The organism is Jeongeupia sp. USM3 (assembly GCF_001808185.1).
GTDB lineage: Bacteria > Pseudomonadota > Gammaproteobacteria > Burkholderiales > Chitinibacteraceae > Jeongeupia.
In genome coordinates this window covers 3,520,342-3,537,310 of record NZ_CP017668.1, presented here as the reverse complement: position 1 = coordinate 3,537,310, position 16,969 = coordinate 3,520,342, and the positions used below count along the sequence as shown (strand labels likewise).

Annotated in this window: 17 protein-coding genes; 10 read left to right on the top strand and 7 right to left on the bottom strand. The window is 65.7% G+C overall.

From position 1 onward, the window contains the following. Window positions 1–181 precede the first annotated feature (181 nt). The 6 genes from BJP62_RS16645 (at window position 182) to BJP62_RS16620 (ending at window position 6,459) form a co-directional block, all read left to right on the top strand. Window positions 182–1,276 carry a branched-chain amino acid ABC transporter substrate-binding protein gene (locus BJP62_RS16645; RefSeq protein ID WP_070532886.1) on the top strand — a complete coding sequence of 365 codons (1,095 nt, stop codon included), beginning with the start codon at window positions 182–184 and terminating at the stop codon, window positions 1,274–1,276. 187 nt (window positions 1,277–1,463) lie between these two features. Beyond that, window positions 1,464–2,378 (top strand): branched-chain amino acid ABC transporter permease LivH, encoded by a 915-nt coding sequence (locus tag BJP62_RS16640; RefSeq protein ID WP_070531533.1) that lies wholly within the window; start codon window positions 1,464–1,466, stop codon window positions 2,376–2,378. After that, the gene (livM, locus tag BJP62_RS16635; protein ID WP_070531530.1) at window positions 2,378–3,661 is read left to right on the top strand and encodes a high-affinity branched-chain amino acid ABC transporter permease LivM; all 1,284 of its coding nucleotides are present in this window, start codon (window positions 2,378–2,380) and stop codon (window positions 3,659–3,661) included. The genes BJP62_RS16640 and livM overlap by 1 nt, the downstream gene beginning before the upstream one ends. A gap of 97 nt (window positions 3,662–3,758) precedes the next feature. Beyond that, the gene (locus BJP62_RS16630; protein ID WP_070531528.1) at window positions 3,759–4,577 is read left to right on the top strand and encodes an ABC transporter ATP-binding protein; all 819 of its coding nucleotides are present in this window, start codon (window positions 3,759–3,761) and stop codon (window positions 4,575–4,577) included. A gap of 5 nt (window positions 4,578–4,582) precedes the next feature. Beyond that, entirely contained in the window at window positions 4,583–5,305 is a 723-nt protein-coding gene (locus BJP62_RS16625) for an ABC transporter ATP-binding protein (RefSeq protein ID WP_070532883.1), read from the top strand. Window positions 5,306–5,535: 230 nt separating this feature from the next. Next, window positions 5,536–6,459 (top strand): LysR substrate-binding domain-containing protein, encoded by a 924-nt coding sequence (locus tag BJP62_RS16620; protein ID WP_070531525.1) that lies wholly within the window; start codon window positions 5,536–5,538, stop codon window positions 6,457–6,459. A gap of 33 nt (window positions 6,460–6,492) precedes the next feature. Here the strand turns inward: BJP62_RS16620 and BJP62_RS16615 are convergent, their stop codons facing one another. Genes BJP62_RS16615 through BJP62_RS16595 form a run of 5 tightly spaced genes read right to left on the bottom strand, consistent with a single transcriptional unit; the run spans window position 6,493 to window position 10,876 of the window. Next, complete coding sequence (locus BJP62_RS16615) at window positions 6,493–7,275, bottom strand: DUF6671 family protein (RefSeq protein WP_070531523.1); 783 nt, start codon at window positions 7,273–7,275, stop codon at window positions 6,493–6,495. A gap of 26 nt (window positions 7,276–7,301) precedes the next feature. Further along, window positions 7,302–7,844, bottom strand: a complete 543-nt coding sequence (locus BJP62_RS16610) for an isochorismatase family protein (protein WP_070531520.1) — start codon at window positions 7,842–7,844, stop codon at window positions 7,302–7,304. After that, window positions 7,841–9,037, bottom strand: coding sequence for a M20/M25/M40 family metallo-hydrolase (locus BJP62_RS16605; RefSeq protein ID WP_070531517.1), 1,197 nt, complete (start codon window positions 9,035–9,037; stop codon window positions 7,841–7,843). The genes BJP62_RS16610 and BJP62_RS16605 overlap by 4 nt, the downstream gene beginning before the upstream one ends. Further along, window positions 9,034–9,657 carry a GNAT family N-acetyltransferase gene (locus BJP62_RS16600; RefSeq protein WP_070531514.1) on the bottom strand — a complete coding sequence of 208 codons (624 nt, stop codon included), beginning with the start codon at window positions 9,655–9,657 and terminating at the stop codon, window positions 9,034–9,036. The genes BJP62_RS16605 and BJP62_RS16600 overlap by 4 nt, the downstream gene beginning before the upstream one ends. A 7-nt stretch (window positions 9,658–9,664) precedes the next feature. Further along, the gene (locus BJP62_RS16595; RefSeq protein WP_205700921.1) at window positions 9,665–10,876 is read right to left on the bottom strand and encodes a hypothetical protein; all 1,212 of its coding nucleotides are present in this window, start codon (window positions 10,874–10,876) and stop codon (window positions 9,665–9,667) included. Between the two features lie 296 nt (window positions 10,877–11,172). Between BJP62_RS16595 and BJP62_RS16590 the strand changes: the two genes are divergently transcribed. Beyond that, window positions 11,173–11,907, top strand: coding sequence for a pseudouridine synthase (locus BJP62_RS16590; RefSeq protein WP_070531512.1), 735 nt, complete (start codon window positions 11,173–11,175; stop codon window positions 11,905–11,907). On the opposite strand, the gene BJP62_RS16585 is transcribed toward BJP62_RS16590, so the two are convergent. After that, window positions 11,904–12,734: an MBL fold metallo-hydrolase gene (locus BJP62_RS16585; protein WP_070531509.1), complete on the bottom strand. Its 831-nt coding sequence runs from the start codon at window positions 12,732–12,734 to the stop codon at window positions 11,904–11,906. The two genes, BJP62_RS16590 and BJP62_RS16585, sit on opposite strands and share 4 nt — an antisense overlap. Window positions 12,735–12,826: 92 nt before the next feature. Here BJP62_RS16585 and BJP62_RS16580 point away from each other — a divergent pair, with 92 nt between their 5' ends. The 3 genes from BJP62_RS16580 to BJP62_RS16570 all read left to right on the top strand — a co-directional run bounded on the left by BJP62_RS16580 (window position 12,827) and on the right by BJP62_RS16570 (window position 15,941). Then, complete coding sequence (locus BJP62_RS16580; RefSeq protein WP_070531508.1) at window positions 12,827–13,843, top strand: GlxA family transcriptional regulator; 1,017 nt, start codon at window positions 12,827–12,829, stop codon at window positions 13,841–13,843. 117 nt (window positions 13,844–13,960) lie between these two features. After that, a complete protein-coding gene (locus BJP62_RS16575; RefSeq protein ID WP_070531505.1) occupies window positions 13,961–14,653 on the top strand; it encodes a response regulator in 693 nt (230 codons plus the stop codon). Between the two features lies 1 nt (window position 14,654). Beyond that, on the top strand, window positions 14,655–15,941 hold the full coding sequence (locus BJP62_RS16570; RefSeq protein WP_070531502.1) for an ATP-binding protein: 1,287 nt from the start codon (window positions 14,655–14,657) through the stop codon (window positions 15,939–15,941). 33 nt (window positions 15,942–15,974) lie between these two features. Here BJP62_RS16570 and BJP62_RS16565 read toward each other — a convergent pair whose 3' ends face one another. Next, complete coding sequence (locus BJP62_RS16565) at window positions 15,975–16,796, bottom strand: MipA/OmpV family protein (RefSeq protein ID WP_070531500.1); 822 nt, start codon at window positions 16,794–16,796, stop codon at window positions 15,975–15,977. Window positions 16,797–16,969: the final 173 nt, after the last annotated feature.

Sequence of the window (16,969 nt, the reverse complement as noted above, 5' to 3'; positions counted from 1 at the left end):
AAACCGGCATGAATGCTGGAAAGCACCTACATCAGACAAATCAGCGCCTGGTGTACGTTTGGTTGAAAGGTTTGTTCGTAAGCCAGTTTGAAATTGTCCCGCCAGCCCCCGAGGGCTGACGGCAATCCCCCTGTAGCAACGGACTACAGTCCATCTAGGAGAAGGCACGATGAAGTCGAACATGAAGCAACTGATTGCCATGACCGGTCTGGGCCTGGGCGCCCTGTTCACCGCACAGGCCCACGCCGATTACTCGGTGGCGATCGCAGGCCCGATGACCGGCGCGTACGCGTCGGCCGGCGAGCAGATCAAGCGCGGTGCGGAAATGGCCGTTGCCGACATCAACGCCAAGGGCGGCGTCCTCGGCCAGAAGCTCAAGCTCGAGATCGGCGACGACGCCTGCGATCCGAAGCAGGCCGTTTCGGTGGCCAACGCCATGGTCAACAAGAAGATCGTCTTCATGCACGGCCACTGGTGTTCGAGCTCGACGATCCCGGCATCGGACATCTACAACGAAGCGCAGATCCCGATGGCGACCGTGTCGACCAACCCGCAGGTGACCGAGCGCGGCCTGAAGAACATCTTCCGCATCATGGGTCGCGACGACCAGCAGGGCGGCATCGCCGGCGGCTATGTCGCCAAGCATTTCGCCGGCAAGAAGGTCGCCGTGATCGACGACAAGAGCGCCTACGGCAAGGGCCTGGCCGACGAAATGGCCAAGGGCATGACCGTCAAGGGCCTGAAGCCGGTGCTGCGCGAATCGATCACCGCCGGTGAAAAGGACTACTCGGGCCTGGTGTCGAAGCTGAAGACCGCCGGCGTGCAAGTGATCGCCTTCGGCGGCTACCACACCGAAATCGCGCTGATCCTGCGCCAGGCCAAGCAGGCCGGCATGAAGCTGACCGTGATGGGCGGCGACACGATGAGCAACAACGAGCTGGTGACCGCCGCCGGCGGCAACGCCGACAGCGTGATGTTCACGTTCGCACCGGATGCGCGTACCAACCCGGCCGCCGCCGACGTCGTCAAGCACTTCCGCGACGCCAAGGTCGAGCCGGACGGCTACACGCTGTACGCCTACGCCGCCATGCAGCTGTTCTCGCAAGCGGCCACCCAGGCCAAGAGCGTGAAGTACGGCGACCTGCGCAAGGCGCTGGCCGGCGGCACGTTCAACACCGTGGTCGGCAAGATGGCCTTCGATGCCAAGGGCGACCTGAAGGCGCCGGGCTTCGTCGTCTACCAGTGGAAGGGCAACAAGTACGAAATGGTGAAGTAAGTCCTGACCGTCCGCGCCGGTTGTCCGGCGCGGCACCCGGGCCGGCCGGCAAGCCCAAGGGCCGCCGGCCCGCACGCACCACAGGTGCCCGGGGAAACCGGGCCTCGGCCTGAACCCCCGTAGAAGGTCCCCCGGCGATGCAAGCCGGCACGCCTCGATTGCACCTCATACTCTGGAGCAAGTATTCATGGGACTCCTCATCCAACAGCTGATCAACGGCCTGACGCTGGGCTCCGTGTACGGGCTGATCGCGCTGGGCTACACGATGGTGTACGGCATCATCGGCATGATCAACTTCGCGCACGGCGACATCTACATGGTCAGCGCGATCATCGCCGTCACCATGCTGACGCTGCTCGGCACGCTCGGCATCATGGCCGTGCCGGTCGCGCTGCTGATCACCCTCGTCGTCGCGATCATCTTCACCTCGGTCTACGGCTGGTCGGTCGAGCGGATCGCCTACCGGCCATTGCGCAACGCATCAAGGCTGGCGCCGCTGATATCGGCGATCGGCATGTCGATCTTTTTACAGAACATGGTGCAGCTCACCCAGGGCGCCCGCGTGAAGCCGATCAACGCACTGCTGCCCGGCGGCTTCGAGCTGTTCACCAGCAACGGTTTCACCGTCCACCTCGCCTACACGCAGATCATGATCATCGTCGTCACCGCGGTGTTGCTGGCGGTGTTCACGTACCTGATCACCAAGACCTCGTTCGGCCGCCAGCAGCGCGCCTGCGAGCAGGACCGGACGATGACCTCGCTGCTCGGCATCAATGTCGACAGGACGATCTCGCTCACCTTCGTCCTCGGCGCCGCGCTCGCCGCCGTCGCCGGCGTGATGGTCACCGTCTATTACGGCGTCGTCGATTTCTCGATCGGCTTCGTCGCCGGCATCAAGGCGTTCACCGCAGCGGTGCTCGGCGGCATCGGCTCGCTGCCCGGCGCGATGCTCGGCGGCCTGATCATCGGCATGATCGAGTCGTTCTGGAGCGCCTACCTGTCGCCCGAATACAAGGATGTCGCCACCTTCGTGCTGCTGATCCTCGTGCTGATGTTCCGCCCCAGCGGTCTGCTGGGTCGCCCGGAAGTGGAGAAAGTCTGATGACCACGACTACGCATAACCTGCCGAACATGGCCGGCCGGCTCAAGGACGCGACCGGCATCGCGCTGGTGTCGCTGCTGCTCGGCGTACCGATGATCGGCCTGAAAACCGTCGACGTCGGCGGCGCGCTCGCGATCGCCACCCGCTGGCCGTGGCTGCTGGCCTTCGTCGCGACGATGTTCGTCGGCCGCCTCGTGCTGCAGTACGTGCTCGACCACGTGAGCCTGAACAAGGCCAAGCGTGCGCGCACCCGTCCCGACATCGCCGCGACGCGGCCGTGGCTCAAGTGGGTCGGCTACGGCGTGGTCGGCTTCGCGCTGGTGCTGCCGATCGCGTTCTCCGGCAACCGCTACGTCGTCGACACCGCCACCACCGTGCTGATCTACGTGATGCTCGGCTGGGGCCTGAACGTCGTCGTCGGCCTCGCCGGCCTGCTCGACCTCGGCTACGTCGCGTTCTACGCGGTCGGCGCCTACGCCTACGGCCTGCTGTCGACGCACTTCGGCTGGGGCTTCTGGGAGACGCTGCCGGTTGCCGGCCTGCTGGCCGCCTCGTTCGGCGTCATCCTCGGCTGGCCGACGTTGCGGCTGCGCGGCGACTATCTGGCCATCGTCACGCTCGGCTTCGGCGAAATCATCCGCCTGGTCCTGCTCAACTGGACCGAGTTCTCCGGCGGCCCGAACGGCATCGGCTCGATCCCGCGCCCGACCTTCTTCGGCCTGCCGTTCTCCCCGGACAGCGACGCCGGCCCGACGTTCGCATCGTTCTTCGGCCTCGAGTACTCGCCGGAACACCGGGTGATGTTCCTCTATTACCTGATCCTGGTGCTGGCGCTGCTGACCAACCTGTTCGTCTCGCGCCTGCGCAAGCTGCCGGTCGGCATGGCCTGGGAAGCGGTGCGCGAGGACGAGGTCGCCTGCAAGGCACTCGGGATGAACGTCACCAACATCAAGCTCTCGGCATTCGCGATCGGCGCCATGCTCGGCGGCTTCGCCGGCGTGTTCTTCGCCGCACGGCAGGGCTTCATCTCGCCGGAAAGCTTCGTGTTCTCCGAATCGGCGACGATCCTCGCCATCGTCGTGCTCGGCGGCATGGGCAGCCAGCTCGGCGTGGTGATCGCCTCGGTGCTGCTGGTGCTGTTGCCCGAACTCGGCCGCGACTTCTCCGAATACCGGATGCTGCTGTTCGGCGCGGCGATGATCCTGATCATGGTATGGCGACCGGGCGGCCTGATCGCCCATCGCGAACCGACCTACCGCCTGGCGAAAGGAGCACGGGCATGAGCGAGATGCTGCTCGAAGTAGACCACCTGACGATGGACATCTGCGACCTGACCGCGATCGACGATCTGTCACTGTCAGCGAAACAAGGAGCGCGGGCATGAGTGAGATGTTGCTCGAAGTAGACCACCTGACGATGCGCTTCGGCGGGCTGACCGCGATCGACGACCTGTCGCTGGCAGTGCCCAAGGGCAAGGTCACGTCGATCATCGGCCCGAACGGCGCCGGCAAGACGACGTTCTTCAACTGCCTGACCGGTTTTTACAAGCCGACCGAAGGCAGCGTGCGGATGCACCACCCGGTCCACGGCCCGCTGCTGCTGAACGAGATGCCGTCGTATCACGTCGCCCGCAAGGCCGGCGTCGTGCGCACCTTCCAGAACATCCGGCTGTTTCCGAACATGTCGGTGCTCGAGAACCTGATCGTCGCGCAGCACAACGCGCTGCAATCGGCGTCGCGCTTCTCGCTCGCCGGCCTGTTCGGCCGCGCCGGCTTCCGGCAGGCGCGCGAAGCCGCACTGGAAAAGGCCGAGATGTGGCTGACCCGGCTCAAGCTGATCGAGCTGGCCGACACCGCCGCCGGCAACCTCTCGTACGGCACGCAACGGCGGATCGAGATCGCCCGCGCGCTGTGCGTCGACCCGCTGCTGCTCTGCCTCGACGAACCCGCCGCCGGCCTCAACCCGCGCGAATCGGCCGAACTCAACGAGCTGCTGCTGTACCTGTCGCGCGAACACGGCAAGGGCGTGCTGCTGATCGAGCACGACATGAATGTCGTGATGCGCGTGTCCGACCATATCTGCGTGCTCAACTTCGGCAACAAGATCGCCGAAGGCACGCCGCAGCAGATCCAGAACGATCCGCACGTGATCAAGGCCTATCTGGGCGAAGAAGACACCGACGACAAGGAGGCCGCATGAGCGCCATGCTGGAATACTCGGGCGTGCACGCCTATTACGGCGCGATCCATGCGCTGCGCGGCGTCGACCTTATCGTCAACGAGGGCGAGATCGTCACGCTGATCGGCGCCAACGGCGCCGGCAAGTCGACGCTGATGATGACGCTGTTCGGCAAGCCGGCGGCGTCGACCGGGCGGATCAGCTTCCAGGGCGAGGACATCACCCGGATGCAGACGCACCAGATCGCCCACAAGGGCATCGCGCTGGTGCCGGAAGGCCGGCGCATCTTCCAGCGCATGACGGTGATGGAAAACCTGCAGATGGGCGCCACCTTCGCCGATCCGGCAAACTTCGACGCCGACCTCAAGCGCATGTTCGAGATGTTCCCGATTCTCGAAAAGCGCCAGCAGCAGCGCGCCGGCACGCTCTCGGGCGGCGAGCAGCAGATGCTGGCGATCGCCCGCGCGCTGATGGGCCGGCCCAAGCTGCTGCTGCTCGACGAACCGTCGCTGGGGCTCGCGCCGCTGTACATCAAGCAGGTGTTCAGGATCATCAAGGAGCTGAACACCCGCGACAAGATGACGGTCCTGCTGGTCGAACAGAACGCCCACCACGCGCTTAAGGTCGCGCACCGCGCCTACGTGCTGCAGCACGGCGAGATCGTGCTCACCGGCACCGGCGAGGAGCTGCTCGCCAGCCCCGAAGTCCGCGCCGCCTACCTCGAAGGCAGCGCCGAAGCGCACGGCTGATCGCCGCATCCAACGCCCGGCTGGTCCGGGCGTTTCCCCTCCCCGTTTCGGTACGCAGGTCTCCATCCGGCCCGATGGCGCCAGACCATCCGGCGGCCTGTACGGGTGCCGGTCCCGGCTCGCGGCCGGCCACCCCACCCTTCACATAAATTTCGCCAATATTGCAGACGTGGTAGAGTTTCCCGACATTGCCACCGCGCCGCCTGCCGGCGCGAGAGGAACGACGTCGCATGGCCCGCCCCCTCCCTCCGCTGGACTTACTGATCGGCTTCGAGGCCGCCGCAAGGCAGTTGAGTTTCTCCAAGGCCGGCGAAGAGATTTTCCTGACCCAGTCCGCCGTCAGCCGCCAGATCCGCAAGCTGGAAGAACACCTCGGTCTGGCGCTGTTCGAGCGCCGCCCGCGCACGCTGGCGCTGACCGAGCAAGGACAGCTGCTGTTCGAGGTGGTGAGCGGCACGCTGGCCCAACTGTCGGACACCGTCGAAAGCCTCCGGACCCGGCCGCAGAACCAGGAACTCACCATCTCGACCACGACGGCGTTTTCGGCGCTGTGGCTGGTACCCCGGCTGGCACGGCTGCGCGCGCAGTACCCGGAAATGGCACTGCACATCGAGGCGGACCCCCGCCTCGTCGACCTGACGCAAGGCCGGATCGATCTCTCCATCCGCTACTGCGCGCCGGAACAGGCCCCGGCCGGCAGCAGCATCCTCCTGTCCGGCGAAGCGGTGTTCCCGGTGTGCAGCCCGGCGCTGCTGCGCCGCAACGGCCGCAAGCTCGGCAGCGTGGCCGACCTGCGCCACCACACGCTGCTGCATCTGGCCGATCCGGACAACGCCTGGCCCTGGCTGCTGTGGTCGAGCTGGTTCAGCGACATCGGCGCCGACCTGCAGGTCGGCGACATCGGCTTCCGTTTCAGCCAGCTCGACCAGATGATCCAGGCCGCCGTGCGCGGCCACGGCGTTGCGCTCGGCTGCTCGCCGCTGGTCGACCACCTGCTCGATGAAGGCGTGCTGGTCGCGCCGCTGGCCGAGCGCGTGATCAGCCCGCGGTCGTTCTACCTCTGCCACGGCCCCCGCCGGGACGCGACGGTTGCCGCCTTTGTCGGCTGGGTGCAGAGCGCCATGTCACCGTCCGGCGCCAGCGGGACCGCATAGCGGCCCGGTCGCTGCCGTCGGGCACTGACCGCGTCATGCCGCGACCGCCGGCGCCTTGCAGTAGCCCTCCTGGCGCAGGCGCTCGACCAGACGGCCGCACACCAGCGCCACCGACGCCATCCGCGTCGGATTCATGTGTGCGCGCAGATCGGTTTCGAGGTGCACCAGGCCGTCGGCCGAGTGCGCCGCGCAGATCCGGAACGCGTGTGCAAGCGCCTCCCGGTCGCCGATGCCCTTGAACACCTGCTCCGGCAACACCACGCCCACGCCCGGATCGTTCGGCACGACCAGCGCGCGGATCGCCGGCCAGCCCATTTCGGCCAGCAATACCCCGGCCTCGGGCGAGGTGATGTCCGCCGGCACCCGCCCCTTGACGAAGCGGGTCGGCACGTCGGTCAGGTATTCGACGAACTCCACCCCGCTCTCGAGGTCGACAAAGGCGAGCAGCTCGGCATTGCGTGCGCCGGGAAACAGCGTCTGGCACGGCCGGTAGGCACCTTCGCTCGCCACCGCGCGCGGCACCCCGGTCGCCCGGCAGGCGCGCCGCGCCTTCTCGAGTGCCGCTTCGAACGCGGTCCCCGGGCGACGCACATCGCCGGAAAAGGTGCCGAGCGTGTCGGTGTCGTAATCGTCCGGCAGCAGGACCTGAAAACCGAGCGAGGCCAGCGGGACGGCAAGGACCGCCTCCTTACCGTGCATCGTCGCGATCAGGATCTGCGGCGCGTCGACCGGGCCTGCAAGGTGCGTCAGCGACAGGGACGAAATGCCGTCTCCGCCCAGGGGGCCGAGCGGATGCTGCGGGTGAGTGGTCGTCATGGTGGTTCCGTTGAAGCGTTGTGGCATTAGGCGGCGAGGTGCTGCTGGTCCGGCATCGTCTCGACCGCCGTGCTCGTCAGCCGGGCAAACGGTTCGAGGATGGCGACCGCGTGCTCGTGCATCGATGCTTCCGACAACTGGCCCGATGCACGGGCGGCGCACGCGTCGTCGACCAGGGCGAAGCGGTAGCCGCGGTGATAGCCGTCAACGATGGTCGACAGGCAGCACATCGTGGTGCCGTAACCGATGACGACGAACTCGTGGTCCGCATGGGCGGCTGCGAACGCCTCGAACTCCGGCGCCGAGAACGCCGAATAGTTGTTCTTGACCGCATGTGCCTCGCCGGCCTCGGGCACGAAGCCGTCGATGAAATCCGAGGTGTCGGCGTGGCGGTTGAACAGCTCGCCGTCCTGCAGGTGCTGGACATGGACGATGGGCCAGCCTTCGCGGCGCGCGAACGACAACATGTCGTAGGCGTTGTTCAGCGACGTGCCGATCGTCCTGATCTGGAACTTGCGTCCCATGGCGATGTATTCACGCTGGATGTCGATCAAAACAAGAGCCTTCATGGCGTTTCTCCGTGGGTGAGTTGGGAAAGCAAGCGGGTCAGGAGGGTCAGGCGGTCGCGGTAGGCACTGAGCAGCAGGTGCTCGCTGTCGGTATGCATGCCGCCGCCGTAGGGGCCGACGCCGACGAGCAACTGCATGCCGGTGTCGGACAGGTTGTTGCCGTCGCTGCCGTAACCGACCGCGCGGGCATGGAAGGGCTGCCCCAGCTGGTGGGCGACCGCTTCGAATCGGGCCGCAAGTACCGACGTCTGCTCGGCGGGCAACAGCGGCATCTCGGCAATCTGCTTCACCTCGCTGCGCACGCCGCGTTTCAGCCGGTCGTTGTAGACGTCGCTCTGCCGGGCGATGTCGTCGATGGCCGCCGAAAGCCGCTGCCAGTCGGCCGTTTCCCGGAAGCGGACGTCGAAGGTCACGCTGGCCTTGTCGCAGACGACATTCGGCTTGGTACCGCCCTCGATCACCCCCGGGTTGATCGTCAGCCCCTGCTGCGGCCGCGCCAGCGCGGTGATCCTGGCGACCTTTTTCGCCAAGTCGAGGCAGGCGTCCAGACCGTTCTCCGGCTCCAGCCCGGCGTGGGCCGCCTTGCCGGTCGACGTCAGCCTGATCCAGCGCACGCCCGACTGGCTGCGCACCACCGCGCCGTCCTCGAGCCCCGGCTCGAACACCAGCCCGTAGGGAATGCCGGCCGCCAGGCTGCGCAGGGTCTTCTTCGAATACGGCGAGCCGATCTCCTCGTCGTCGTTGATGACCACGCGGACGTGCTCAAGCCGGCCGGCCTGCTTGAGCTGCGCCAGCACATTCAGCATCAGCACCAGGCCGCCCTTCATGTCGATGATGCCGGGGCCGGCGAACCGGTCGCCCAGATCGGCGAATTGCTGGAAGCGGCTGTCCTTGGCGAATACCGTATCCAGATGCCCGACGAGCATGACCTTGGGCGCCTTGTCCGGCGTATCGAAGCTCAATACCTCGCGGCCTTGCTCGGCCAGCGCATGCCGAGTGGGCGTCATGCCCAGTGCGGCAAATTGCGGAATCAGCAATTCGCGCGCCTGCGCCAGTCCGGCGGTATTGCGCGTCTCGGTATTCACCTCGACGATCTGCTTGAGCAATTGGACATACGCCGGCTCGATCGCGGCAGCCCAGGCTCCGCCGCTGAACGCGGCAGCCAGGAGCAGTCCGGTCAGTCCGTGTTTCATCGCTGCCCCCTTTCCGCGGCCGTGATCCGCTTGGCACTGCGGAAAAGGCCGCGCTCCTGCGGGCCGGGCTGATGCAGATCGCTTTCCGGCCGGTTCAATACCGTCGGCTTGCTGCCGATATGCAGCCAGGGCTGGGCGGTGTGCTCGCTGTCCGACATTTCCATTTCCACATAGTCATGATCCGAAAAGGCAAAATCATTGCCGACCGCACGAAAGCCATAGCCTTCGTAAAAGCGCTGCAACCGCGCCTGCGCATGCAGATAGAAGCGTGAGAAGCCCTTGCGCCGGCATACATCGAGCACGAAGGCCAGCAGGCGGTGTGCATAACCAAGACCGCGGAATTCCTCGCGGATCGCCAGCCGTTCTATCTTGGCGAAACCGTTGAAATAACGGATCCGCGCAGTCAATACCGGCTCGCCCGCATCGGTCAGTCCGACGATTTGCGTCGCGGTGTGATCGTTGAGATCGAATTCCTCGCTGTACGGGCAAAGCTGCTCATGCATGTAGACAATGGCGCGCACGAGCATGGCCTTGAAGCGCTCATCCTCGCCTTCGACGATCTTGATCGTCAGGTCGCCGATCGCCGGCGCGGTATTGCGGTGCAATTGGTGGATGGTCATGTCGCGCCTATGCCTGGTTGCCAAGGGGGAGCTCCGACTCGCGTGCGTGGCGCAGCGATTCGATCATCGCCTGCACCGTTGGCGTCGTCAGTCCGGTTGCGCCATTGCGGATCGCAGTTGCCGATACCTTGTCGCGCCGCACGACCGGGTACGGGTAAATCCAGCCCGATTCGTCGTAAATGCTGCGCACCCACATGCCGCCGAGATCGCTGCCGTGAATACCGTGAACCGGCTGGCCCCGGTAGACCTTCCTGACATAGTTGAGGACGGCATAGAACCCGCCGCGCGCATACTCATCGGGCAAGGACAGCACCTCGACCTTGTCGCTCAGGCCCGCCTCGGCAATCGCGCTGCGCATCATCGCCAGCCGGGTGTCGTATTCGTAAAAGCGGAATCCGGTCGGAAAATAATTGACATGCACGTCGGCGCGCCCGGTTTTCTCGTAGATGCGCATGCCCCGCTCGTAACGGGCAATCCTGATTTCGCCGCGCTGCAATGCCTGCGCGTGCAGTTTCGGTATCGTCGTACTGTGGATGTAGACCTTCTCCAGCCCGCGCTGCGCAATCGCATCGCGGATCAGCGCCAGATGCGTTGTATGGATCGGGTTGAAGGTGCCGAAAAAAACGCCGACGCCACCGCGGCGGAAGAAGCGCGCACGCAGGTCGGACGCCAGACCGATGACAAAGAACAGCGCGCCGAATACCAGCCCCAGCGTCAGGAAGGCCGCCTTGGACCAGGCCAGGCCCAGGGTCGCCAGCGCGGTGATGACGATATTGATCGACAGCGCAATCAGCACGTTGCGGTTGCGATCGCCGATTTCGCGATTGGCGAGCGCCAGCGCAACGTATTGCATTCCCTGCGATGCGCAGGTCGTGATCAGCGCCACGCCCAGAATGCCACCCAGCGTATCGATATTGCCGGGCCGGAAAACGCCGCCCTCGATCAGCACCAGAAAAATGCCGATATTGAAGGCCAGTTGCGGCACGAACCGCCCCATGCGCCCCAGGCTGACGCAGGCGGTCCGCAAATTGATCAGCTCTTCGAGCCTGTTGCTGATTTTCGAGTAATACGGAATGAAGAATCCGACAAAGGTGCACAAGGCAATCAGGGCCGCATTGTCGAAGGCGTGGTGCGCAAAGCCGTAACTGGCATACATCAGCGCACCGATGGTCAAACCCAATTGAACCGAAGGACTCAATAGATACATCCGGCGTTTCATCATTTCTCCCGCTTTTGGCGCAAGTCAGTAAAAGCACTCGTGTATTTCAGACCGGCAAATCCGGAAAACAATTGGCTGAATTGGCTGCCGGCCGTCAATCAGCCGGCGTCGCCTTTTTGCGGCGTTTGTCCTGACTGGATTAGCGGACGAATTGTGGTGATTCGGCACCTGCCATTCAAATGACTTTTTGGCACGCCTTGCATGCGCGGCCGGAATGCATGCCCGCCCGGCCGAGGACTGCGCCGCTTGCGGCGCGGGCGCGTACAATGGCCGGTTATCCATTTCCTGCCCCCCCCATGTCCGAAGCCATCCGCCTTTCCAAACGCATGACCGAACTCGGCCTGTGCTCGCGCCGCGAAGCCGACGAGTTCATCGAACAGGGCTGGGTCCGCGTCGACGGCCAGGTTGTCGACGTGCTCGGCAGCCGCGTGTTTCCGCACCAGAAGATCGAGCTGCAACGCCGCGCCGCCGCAGTGCAGGCCGAACGCGTGACCATCCTGCTCAACAAGCCGGCCGGTTTTCTCGCCGGCCCCGGTGAACCGGGCATCCGCCCGGCATGGCAGCTGATCAAGCCCGAGACGCACTTCGCCGACGACCGTTCGGGCATCCACCCGCTCAAGCGCCATTTCAGCCATCTGGCCGCCGCCGGCTGGCTCGACCTCGCCGCTTCGGGCCTGATGGTGCTGACGCAGGACGGCCGCGTCGCCAAGGCGCTGCTCGCCGACGATCTCGATTACGAGAAGGAATACCAGGTCCGCGTGGCCGGCACGATCACCGAAGAAATGGTCTCGCTGCTCAACCGCACCTACACGATCGATGGCGTCACCTGGAAGGCCGCCAAGGTCAGCCAGCAGAGCGAGCACCAGTTGCGCTTCGTGCTGCGCGAATCGCACAAGAAGCAGATCCAGGAGCTGTGCGAGGCGGTCGGCCTGCGCGTCGTCGGCATCAAGCGACTGCGCATCGGCCGGATCGGCCTCAGGGACCTGCCCGAAGGCCAGTGGCGCTTTCTGGGACAGAACGAGCGCTTCTAGGCCGCAAGCGCCGCCCCGCGCGGGGCATGCAGCGCGTCGGTCCGGGCGCCACCGGGCAGGACGATGCGTTCGCCGTCGGCCGGAATGCGCACGCGGTCGCTGACGCCGGCGCAGCTCAGCGCATGGGCCAGGTCGTCCCGCTTCACCGGGCAATGATTCAGCGCCTCGAGGTGGTTGGCGATCACGATGCCGCGCGCCAGCCGGCTGAACTCGGTCACTTCGGCGATGCCCATGATGATCTCGCCGCCCAGATCGAAGCGCGCACCGCCGGCCGGTACGACGCTGACGTCGGGCTGCCGGGTCGTCACCAGTGCGCGCACCTCGTCGGTCAGGATCGTATCGCCGGCGAGATAGAGGCTGGGCTCGCCCGGCCATTCGATCAGGTAGCCGACGCCGTGCATCATCAGCCGGCCGACCGCGCCACGGCCGTGGCGGCAAGGCACCATGCGGATCTGCCCGCCGAGAAACGGCTGCGCCCCGGTCTGCGCCCGCAGCGCTTGCACGTTCAGGCCCCGTTTCCGCAGGTAGTCCGCATCGTCCGGGCTGCAGATCACCGGCATCTGGCGCTCGCGCAGCCAGCGCGCGCCGGCGCGGTCGAGGTGATCGAAATGCCCCTTGCGGCAGTGCGTGATCAGGCAGTGGGTGACTGCCTCCAGGCAGCCGTCCGTCTCCGGCGGCAGCTCGACGACGGGATTGCGCTGGTGCTGGCCGTCGAGCCAGCGCAACGACGGCAGCGCATGCCGGCGCGCCAGCATCGGATCGACCAGCACGCGATGGGGGCCGGCTTCGATCACCAGCGTGGCGTTGCGCAATTGAACGATGTTCATGGCGATTCCTTCGGTTGTCGGTCAGCGATTGTCGCCCGCCGGCCGAAGCCGCTACCATGGCCGGATCGGACACGAAGCGAGCAAATCCGGCCATGCCCCCATCTCCGCTGCGAATCGGTCTGCTCGTCTACCCGGGCTGCATGCCGGCCGGCCTGCTGGCCTTCGCCGATCTGATTCACGCGGCCAGCCTGCTGGGCGGACAACTGACGACCTGCCTGGTCGGGCTGGACGCCGGCCCGGTCCGCTGCGCCCACGGCCTCGTGCTCGACGCCGAACAGCGCCTCGCCGACGCGCAAATCGACGCACTGCTGCTGCCCGGCTTCTGGGCGACCTCGCTCGAACAGATCGACGCCACGATGGCGCAGCATGGTGCGCTGGTCGCCGCACTGGCCGCACGCCCCGCCACGCTGCAGCTGTGGAGCTACTGCGACGGCGTCGCCTTCGTTGCGGCGGCCGGGCGCCTCGACGGCAGGCAGGCCACCGGAACCTGGTGGATGCTGCCGTGGTTCGAGCAGCACTACCCCAAAGTCGACTGGCAGCTGGCGCTGCCGCTGGTCAGCGACGATGCCCGCATCACCGCCTCGGGCGTGCACGGCTATCTGGCGATTGCCGAACAGGTGATCGAACACAGGCTGGGGGCCGACGCCTATGCCACGCTGACGCGGCTGATGGTGTTGCCGCAGCCGGAGCGGCGCCACCCGGTCTTCGCCCGCGTCGACGTCCTGTCGCAGCGCGACGCGCTGCTGCAGAAGCTGCGCCACTGGGTGCGCCGCCTGCCGGCGAACACGCTGTCGGTTGCCCTGCTCGCCGGGCGGCTGGCGATGTCGGAACGGACGCTGGCGCGCAAGGTCGCCACGGCGACCGGCGACACCGCTGCAAACTTCATCCGCGCGGTCAAGCTGCACCAGCTTGCCGAACGGCTAACGACGTCGCAGAAACCGGCGAGCAGCATCAGCGACGATCTGGGCTTCAGCAGCGACGCGGTAATGCGGCGGATGTTCCGACAGCTGACCGGGCTGACGCCGAATGCCTATCGCCAGCACTACGGCAGGACATCGCTCGCCGCCGGCCCGACGCGCGCACAAAAATCATACAAACGCGAAACTTAAACCCGTCAGCATTCCGGTGACACAATGACGGCAGCATCGGCCGCTCACCGACGACAGGAAAACCGGAATGCCCCAGTGGATGACATCTGCACGCGCGCTCGGCCGGAGTAAGCCGCGATGAACAAGGTCATGATCGTCGAGGATGACCTGCGGCTCTCGCGGCTGATCGCCGACTTCCTCGAACAGCACGGCTACGCGGTCAGCACCGAACACCGCGGCGATACCGCCGTAGCCGCGGTCAAGCGCGTGAAGCCCGACGTCGTCGTGCTCGACATGATGCTGCCGGGCAAGGACGGCCTGCAGATCTGCCGCGACCTGCGCGAATGGTCGAACCTGCCGGTGCTGATGCTGACGGCACGCGAGGAGGACATCGACCAGATCCTCGGGCTCGAGGCCGGCGCCGATGACTACGTCGTCAAGCCGGTCGAGCCGCGGGTACTGCTCGCGCGGATTCGCGCACTGATGCGCCGCCAGCATGCGCCGGCCGGCTCGCCGGACAGGCTGCAGTTCGGCGCGCTGACGATCGACAGCGGCACGCGTTCGGTCACGCTCGACGGTGACGAGGTCGACACCGGCACCGCCGAGTTCGAACTCTTGTGGCTGTTGGCAACCAGCGCCGGCAAGGTGCTGTCGCGCGACGCGATCCTGACCGCGCTGCGCGGCGTCGACTACGACGGTCTCGACCGCAGCGTCGACGTCGGCGTCAGCAAGCTGCGCAAGAAGCTCGGCGACGACCCGCGCGAACCGCGGCGGATCAAGACCGTCTGGGGCAAGGGCTATCTGTTCAGCCGTGACGAGTGGGAAAGCTGACATGTTCCGGCTCTTCATCCGCGTCTACCTGATCCAGATCATCGGCTTCGCGATCGCCATCACCGCGCTCGAGTACGGCCTCGGCTACATCACCCGGCCTTACGAGCAGGAATTGAACTACCAGACCGCGCGCGGTTCGTTCGGTCACCTCGCCGACGAATTGCGCGGCAAGCCGCTGGCCGAACAGCAGGCGCAGCTCCGGCGCTGGCAGCCCGACTACGGCCTCGGCCTGCGGCTGGTCGACGGCGCACGGATGACACTCGCCCCGGACGAGCGTGCGCTGCTCGACAAGGGCGTGTTCTTCGGTCGCGACGAATTCGAGCTGTTCTTCGTGCCGATCGACTGGCCCCGCAACCGGACGCTGCTGGAAATCCACGTCAAACCGCCGCCGCGTACGCTGATCCTGTCGATCCAGATCGGCTCCTACCTGCTGCTGGCACTGACGTTCGCGTTCTGCCTCTACCTGTGGTTCCGGCCGCACTGGCGCGACCTGCAGCAGTTGAAGGCCGCGGCGAAGCGCTTCGGCGACGGTGACCTCGGTGCGCGTGCGGGCCTGACGAAACGCTCGTCGATCCGCGATCTGGCCGCGCAGTTCGACATCATGGCGACGCAGATCGAATCGCTGGTCGCCAGCCGGCGCGACCTGACCAACGCGGTCTCGCACGAGCTGCGCACGCCGATGGCGCGGCTGTCGTTCGAGCTCGACGCGGCGCGCAAGCTCGACGATCCGGCGCAGTGGCGGCCGCTGATCGACAATATGCGTCAGGACCTGACCGAGCTCGAAACGCTGACGTCCGAACTGCTGAGCTTCGCCCGGCTCGAGCACGCCAGCAGCACCTTCGTCCAGGAGCCGGTCCGTGCCGACGACTGGCTGGCCAGCGTCGTCGCCATGGTGGCGATCGAGGCCGAAGCCCGCAGCGTCCGTTGCTTGCTGCGGCCCGATGCACCGGAGACGGTGACGCTCGACGCCCGGCAGATGGCGCGCGCGCTGATCAATGTCGTGCGCAACGGCGTCTACCACGCCCGATCCAGGGTCGAGGTGAGCCTGATCCAGACCGGGTCGCGATTCACCTTGTGCATCGACGACGACGGTCACGGCATCCCCGAGGCCGAACGCCACCGCGTCTTCGATCCGTTCGTGCGGCTGGACGAGAGCCGCAACCGCGCGACCGGCGGCTTCGGCCTCGGGCTGGCCATCGTCCGGCAGATCGTCAAATCGCATCAGGGCGACGTCCGTATCGAGGATTCGCCGCTCGGCGGCGCGCGCTTCGTCCTCGCTTGGGGATGAGCGGCGCGGAATCACTTACCCCGCGCCGCGGGATCAGAACGTGTAGTTCAGCGTCAGCAGCCCGATATAGTTGGTCCTGGTGTCGATCAGCGGGCTGTCGGCCGCGTCGCCGGCATACTGCGTCACCGACGCCGACAGGTCGGTGTTCCAGTGCCTGGTCCACTTGTGCGTCCAGTTGACCGTGGCGCTGTAGCTGTTGATGCCCGCTCCGGCCTTGTACGCCTTGAAACGGCTGGTTCTGCTCTGCGCCTGGGTGACGCCGAAATAGGTCTGGTTGTACTTGCTGTCGCCAAGGTGCAGCGCGCCGGCGATGCCGATCGTGTCGGTCTCGCTCAGCTCGAAGGCGTGGCCGAGCCCGACATGCCACGACAGCCCGCGGTCACTGTTGCTCAGCGCCTGTTCCAGCGACACCGACAGCTGCGTCGCCGGGGTGATCATGAAACCCAGCGATACCGTGCCGAGCACCGATCCCTTGACATCGCCCATGCCCTTGAGCCGGTCCGAGCCTGCAACGAGGTTCTTGTCGCTTTCCGAACGGCCGAAGTCGTAGCCGACGCCGATACCCAGAATGAACCGCTCGCCGAGCGGCGTCTGCCAGCCCACGCCCTGCAGCGGGTCGATATAGATCCCCTCGGGCGTCAGCATGTGCAGGTTGAAATACGGCCCGAACTCGTAGTCCTTGCTACCGGCGAATTTGGGCCCGTAAGCGACGCCGGCGCCGATCGTGTATTCGGACTCGGTGAACCAGTCGCCGACGCCGGTGGTGATCGCGTCGATACGCGGGTCGGCCAGCGCCGGGGAAGCCGCCAGCGCGGCCAGCAGCGGCAGCACACGGCGTTGAATCAGCTTTTGCATGGTAAGAACACTCCGGTTGAAACATGCCGGAGTATGCAAACCGCACCGATGCGACTTGTCGTAGAACTGTCGTTAACTTGTAAAAGTTCGTGCATTTAAAAATAAGGCAAGAACAACGCTCATCGGCGTATTTTTAACGCAACACTTTCAATACAATCGCGCCACACTTTCGC

Bases quoted from the DNA above. Each gene is read 5' to 3' on its own strand.
- BJP62_RS16645 (WP_070532886.1), top strand. From the start codon at position 182: ATGAAGCAACTGATTGCCATGACCGGTCTGGGCCTGGGCGCCCTGTTC.
- BJP62_RS16640 (WP_070531533.1), top strand. From the start codon at position 1,464: ATGGGACTCCTCATCCAACAGCTGATCAACGGCCTGACGCTGGGCTCC.
- livM (WP_070531530.1), top strand. From the start codon at position 2,378: ATGACCACGACTACGCATAACCTGCCGAACATGGCCGGCCGGCTCAAG.
- BJP62_RS16630 (WP_070531528.1), top strand. From the start codon at position 3,759: ATGAGTGAGATGTTGCTCGAAGTAGACCACCTGACGATGCGCTTCGGC.
- BJP62_RS16625 (WP_070532883.1), top strand. From the start codon at position 4,583: ATGCTGGAATACTCGGGCGTGCACGCCTATTACGGCGCGATCCATGCG.
- BJP62_RS16620 (WP_070531525.1), top strand. From the start codon at position 5,536: ATGGCCCGCCCCCTCCCTCCGCTGGACTTACTGATCGGCTTCGAGGCC.
- BJP62_RS16615 (WP_070531523.1), bottom strand. From the start codon at position 7,275: ATGACGACCACTCACCCGCAGCATCCGCTCGGCCCCCTGGGCGGAGAC.
- BJP62_RS16610 (WP_070531520.1), bottom strand. From the start codon at position 7,844: ATGAAGGCTCTTGTTTTGATCGACATCCAGCGTGAATACATCGCCATG.
- BJP62_RS16605 (WP_070531517.1), bottom strand. From the start codon at position 9,037: ATGAAACACGGACTGACCGGACTGCTCCTGGCTGCCGCGTTCAGCGGC.
- BJP62_RS16600 (WP_070531514.1), bottom strand. From the start codon at position 9,657: ATGACCATCCACCAATTGCACCGCAATACCGCGCCGGCGATCGGCGAC.
- BJP62_RS16595 (WP_205700921.1), bottom strand. From the start codon at position 10,876: ATGAAACGCCGGATGTATCTATTGAGTCCTTCGGTTCAATTGGGTTTG.
- BJP62_RS16590 (WP_070531512.1), top strand. From the start codon at position 11,173: ATGTCCGAAGCCATCCGCCTTTCCAAACGCATGACCGAACTCGGCCTG.
- BJP62_RS16585 (WP_070531509.1), bottom strand. From the start codon at position 12,734: ATGAACATCGTTCAATTGCGCAACGCCACGCTGGTGATCGAAGCCGGC.
- BJP62_RS16580 (WP_070531508.1), top strand. From the start codon at position 12,827: ATGCCCCCATCTCCGCTGCGAATCGGTCTGCTCGTCTACCCGGGCTGC.
- BJP62_RS16575 (WP_070531505.1), top strand. From the start codon at position 13,961: ATGAACAAGGTCATGATCGTCGAGGATGACCTGCGGCTCTCGCGGCTG.
- BJP62_RS16570 (WP_070531502.1), top strand. From the start codon at position 14,655: ATGTTCCGGCTCTTCATCCGCGTCTACCTGATCCAGATCATCGGCTTC.
- BJP62_RS16565 (WP_070531500.1), bottom strand. From the start codon at position 16,796: ATGCAAAAGCTGATTCAACGCCGTGTGCTGCCGCTGCTGGCCGCGCTG.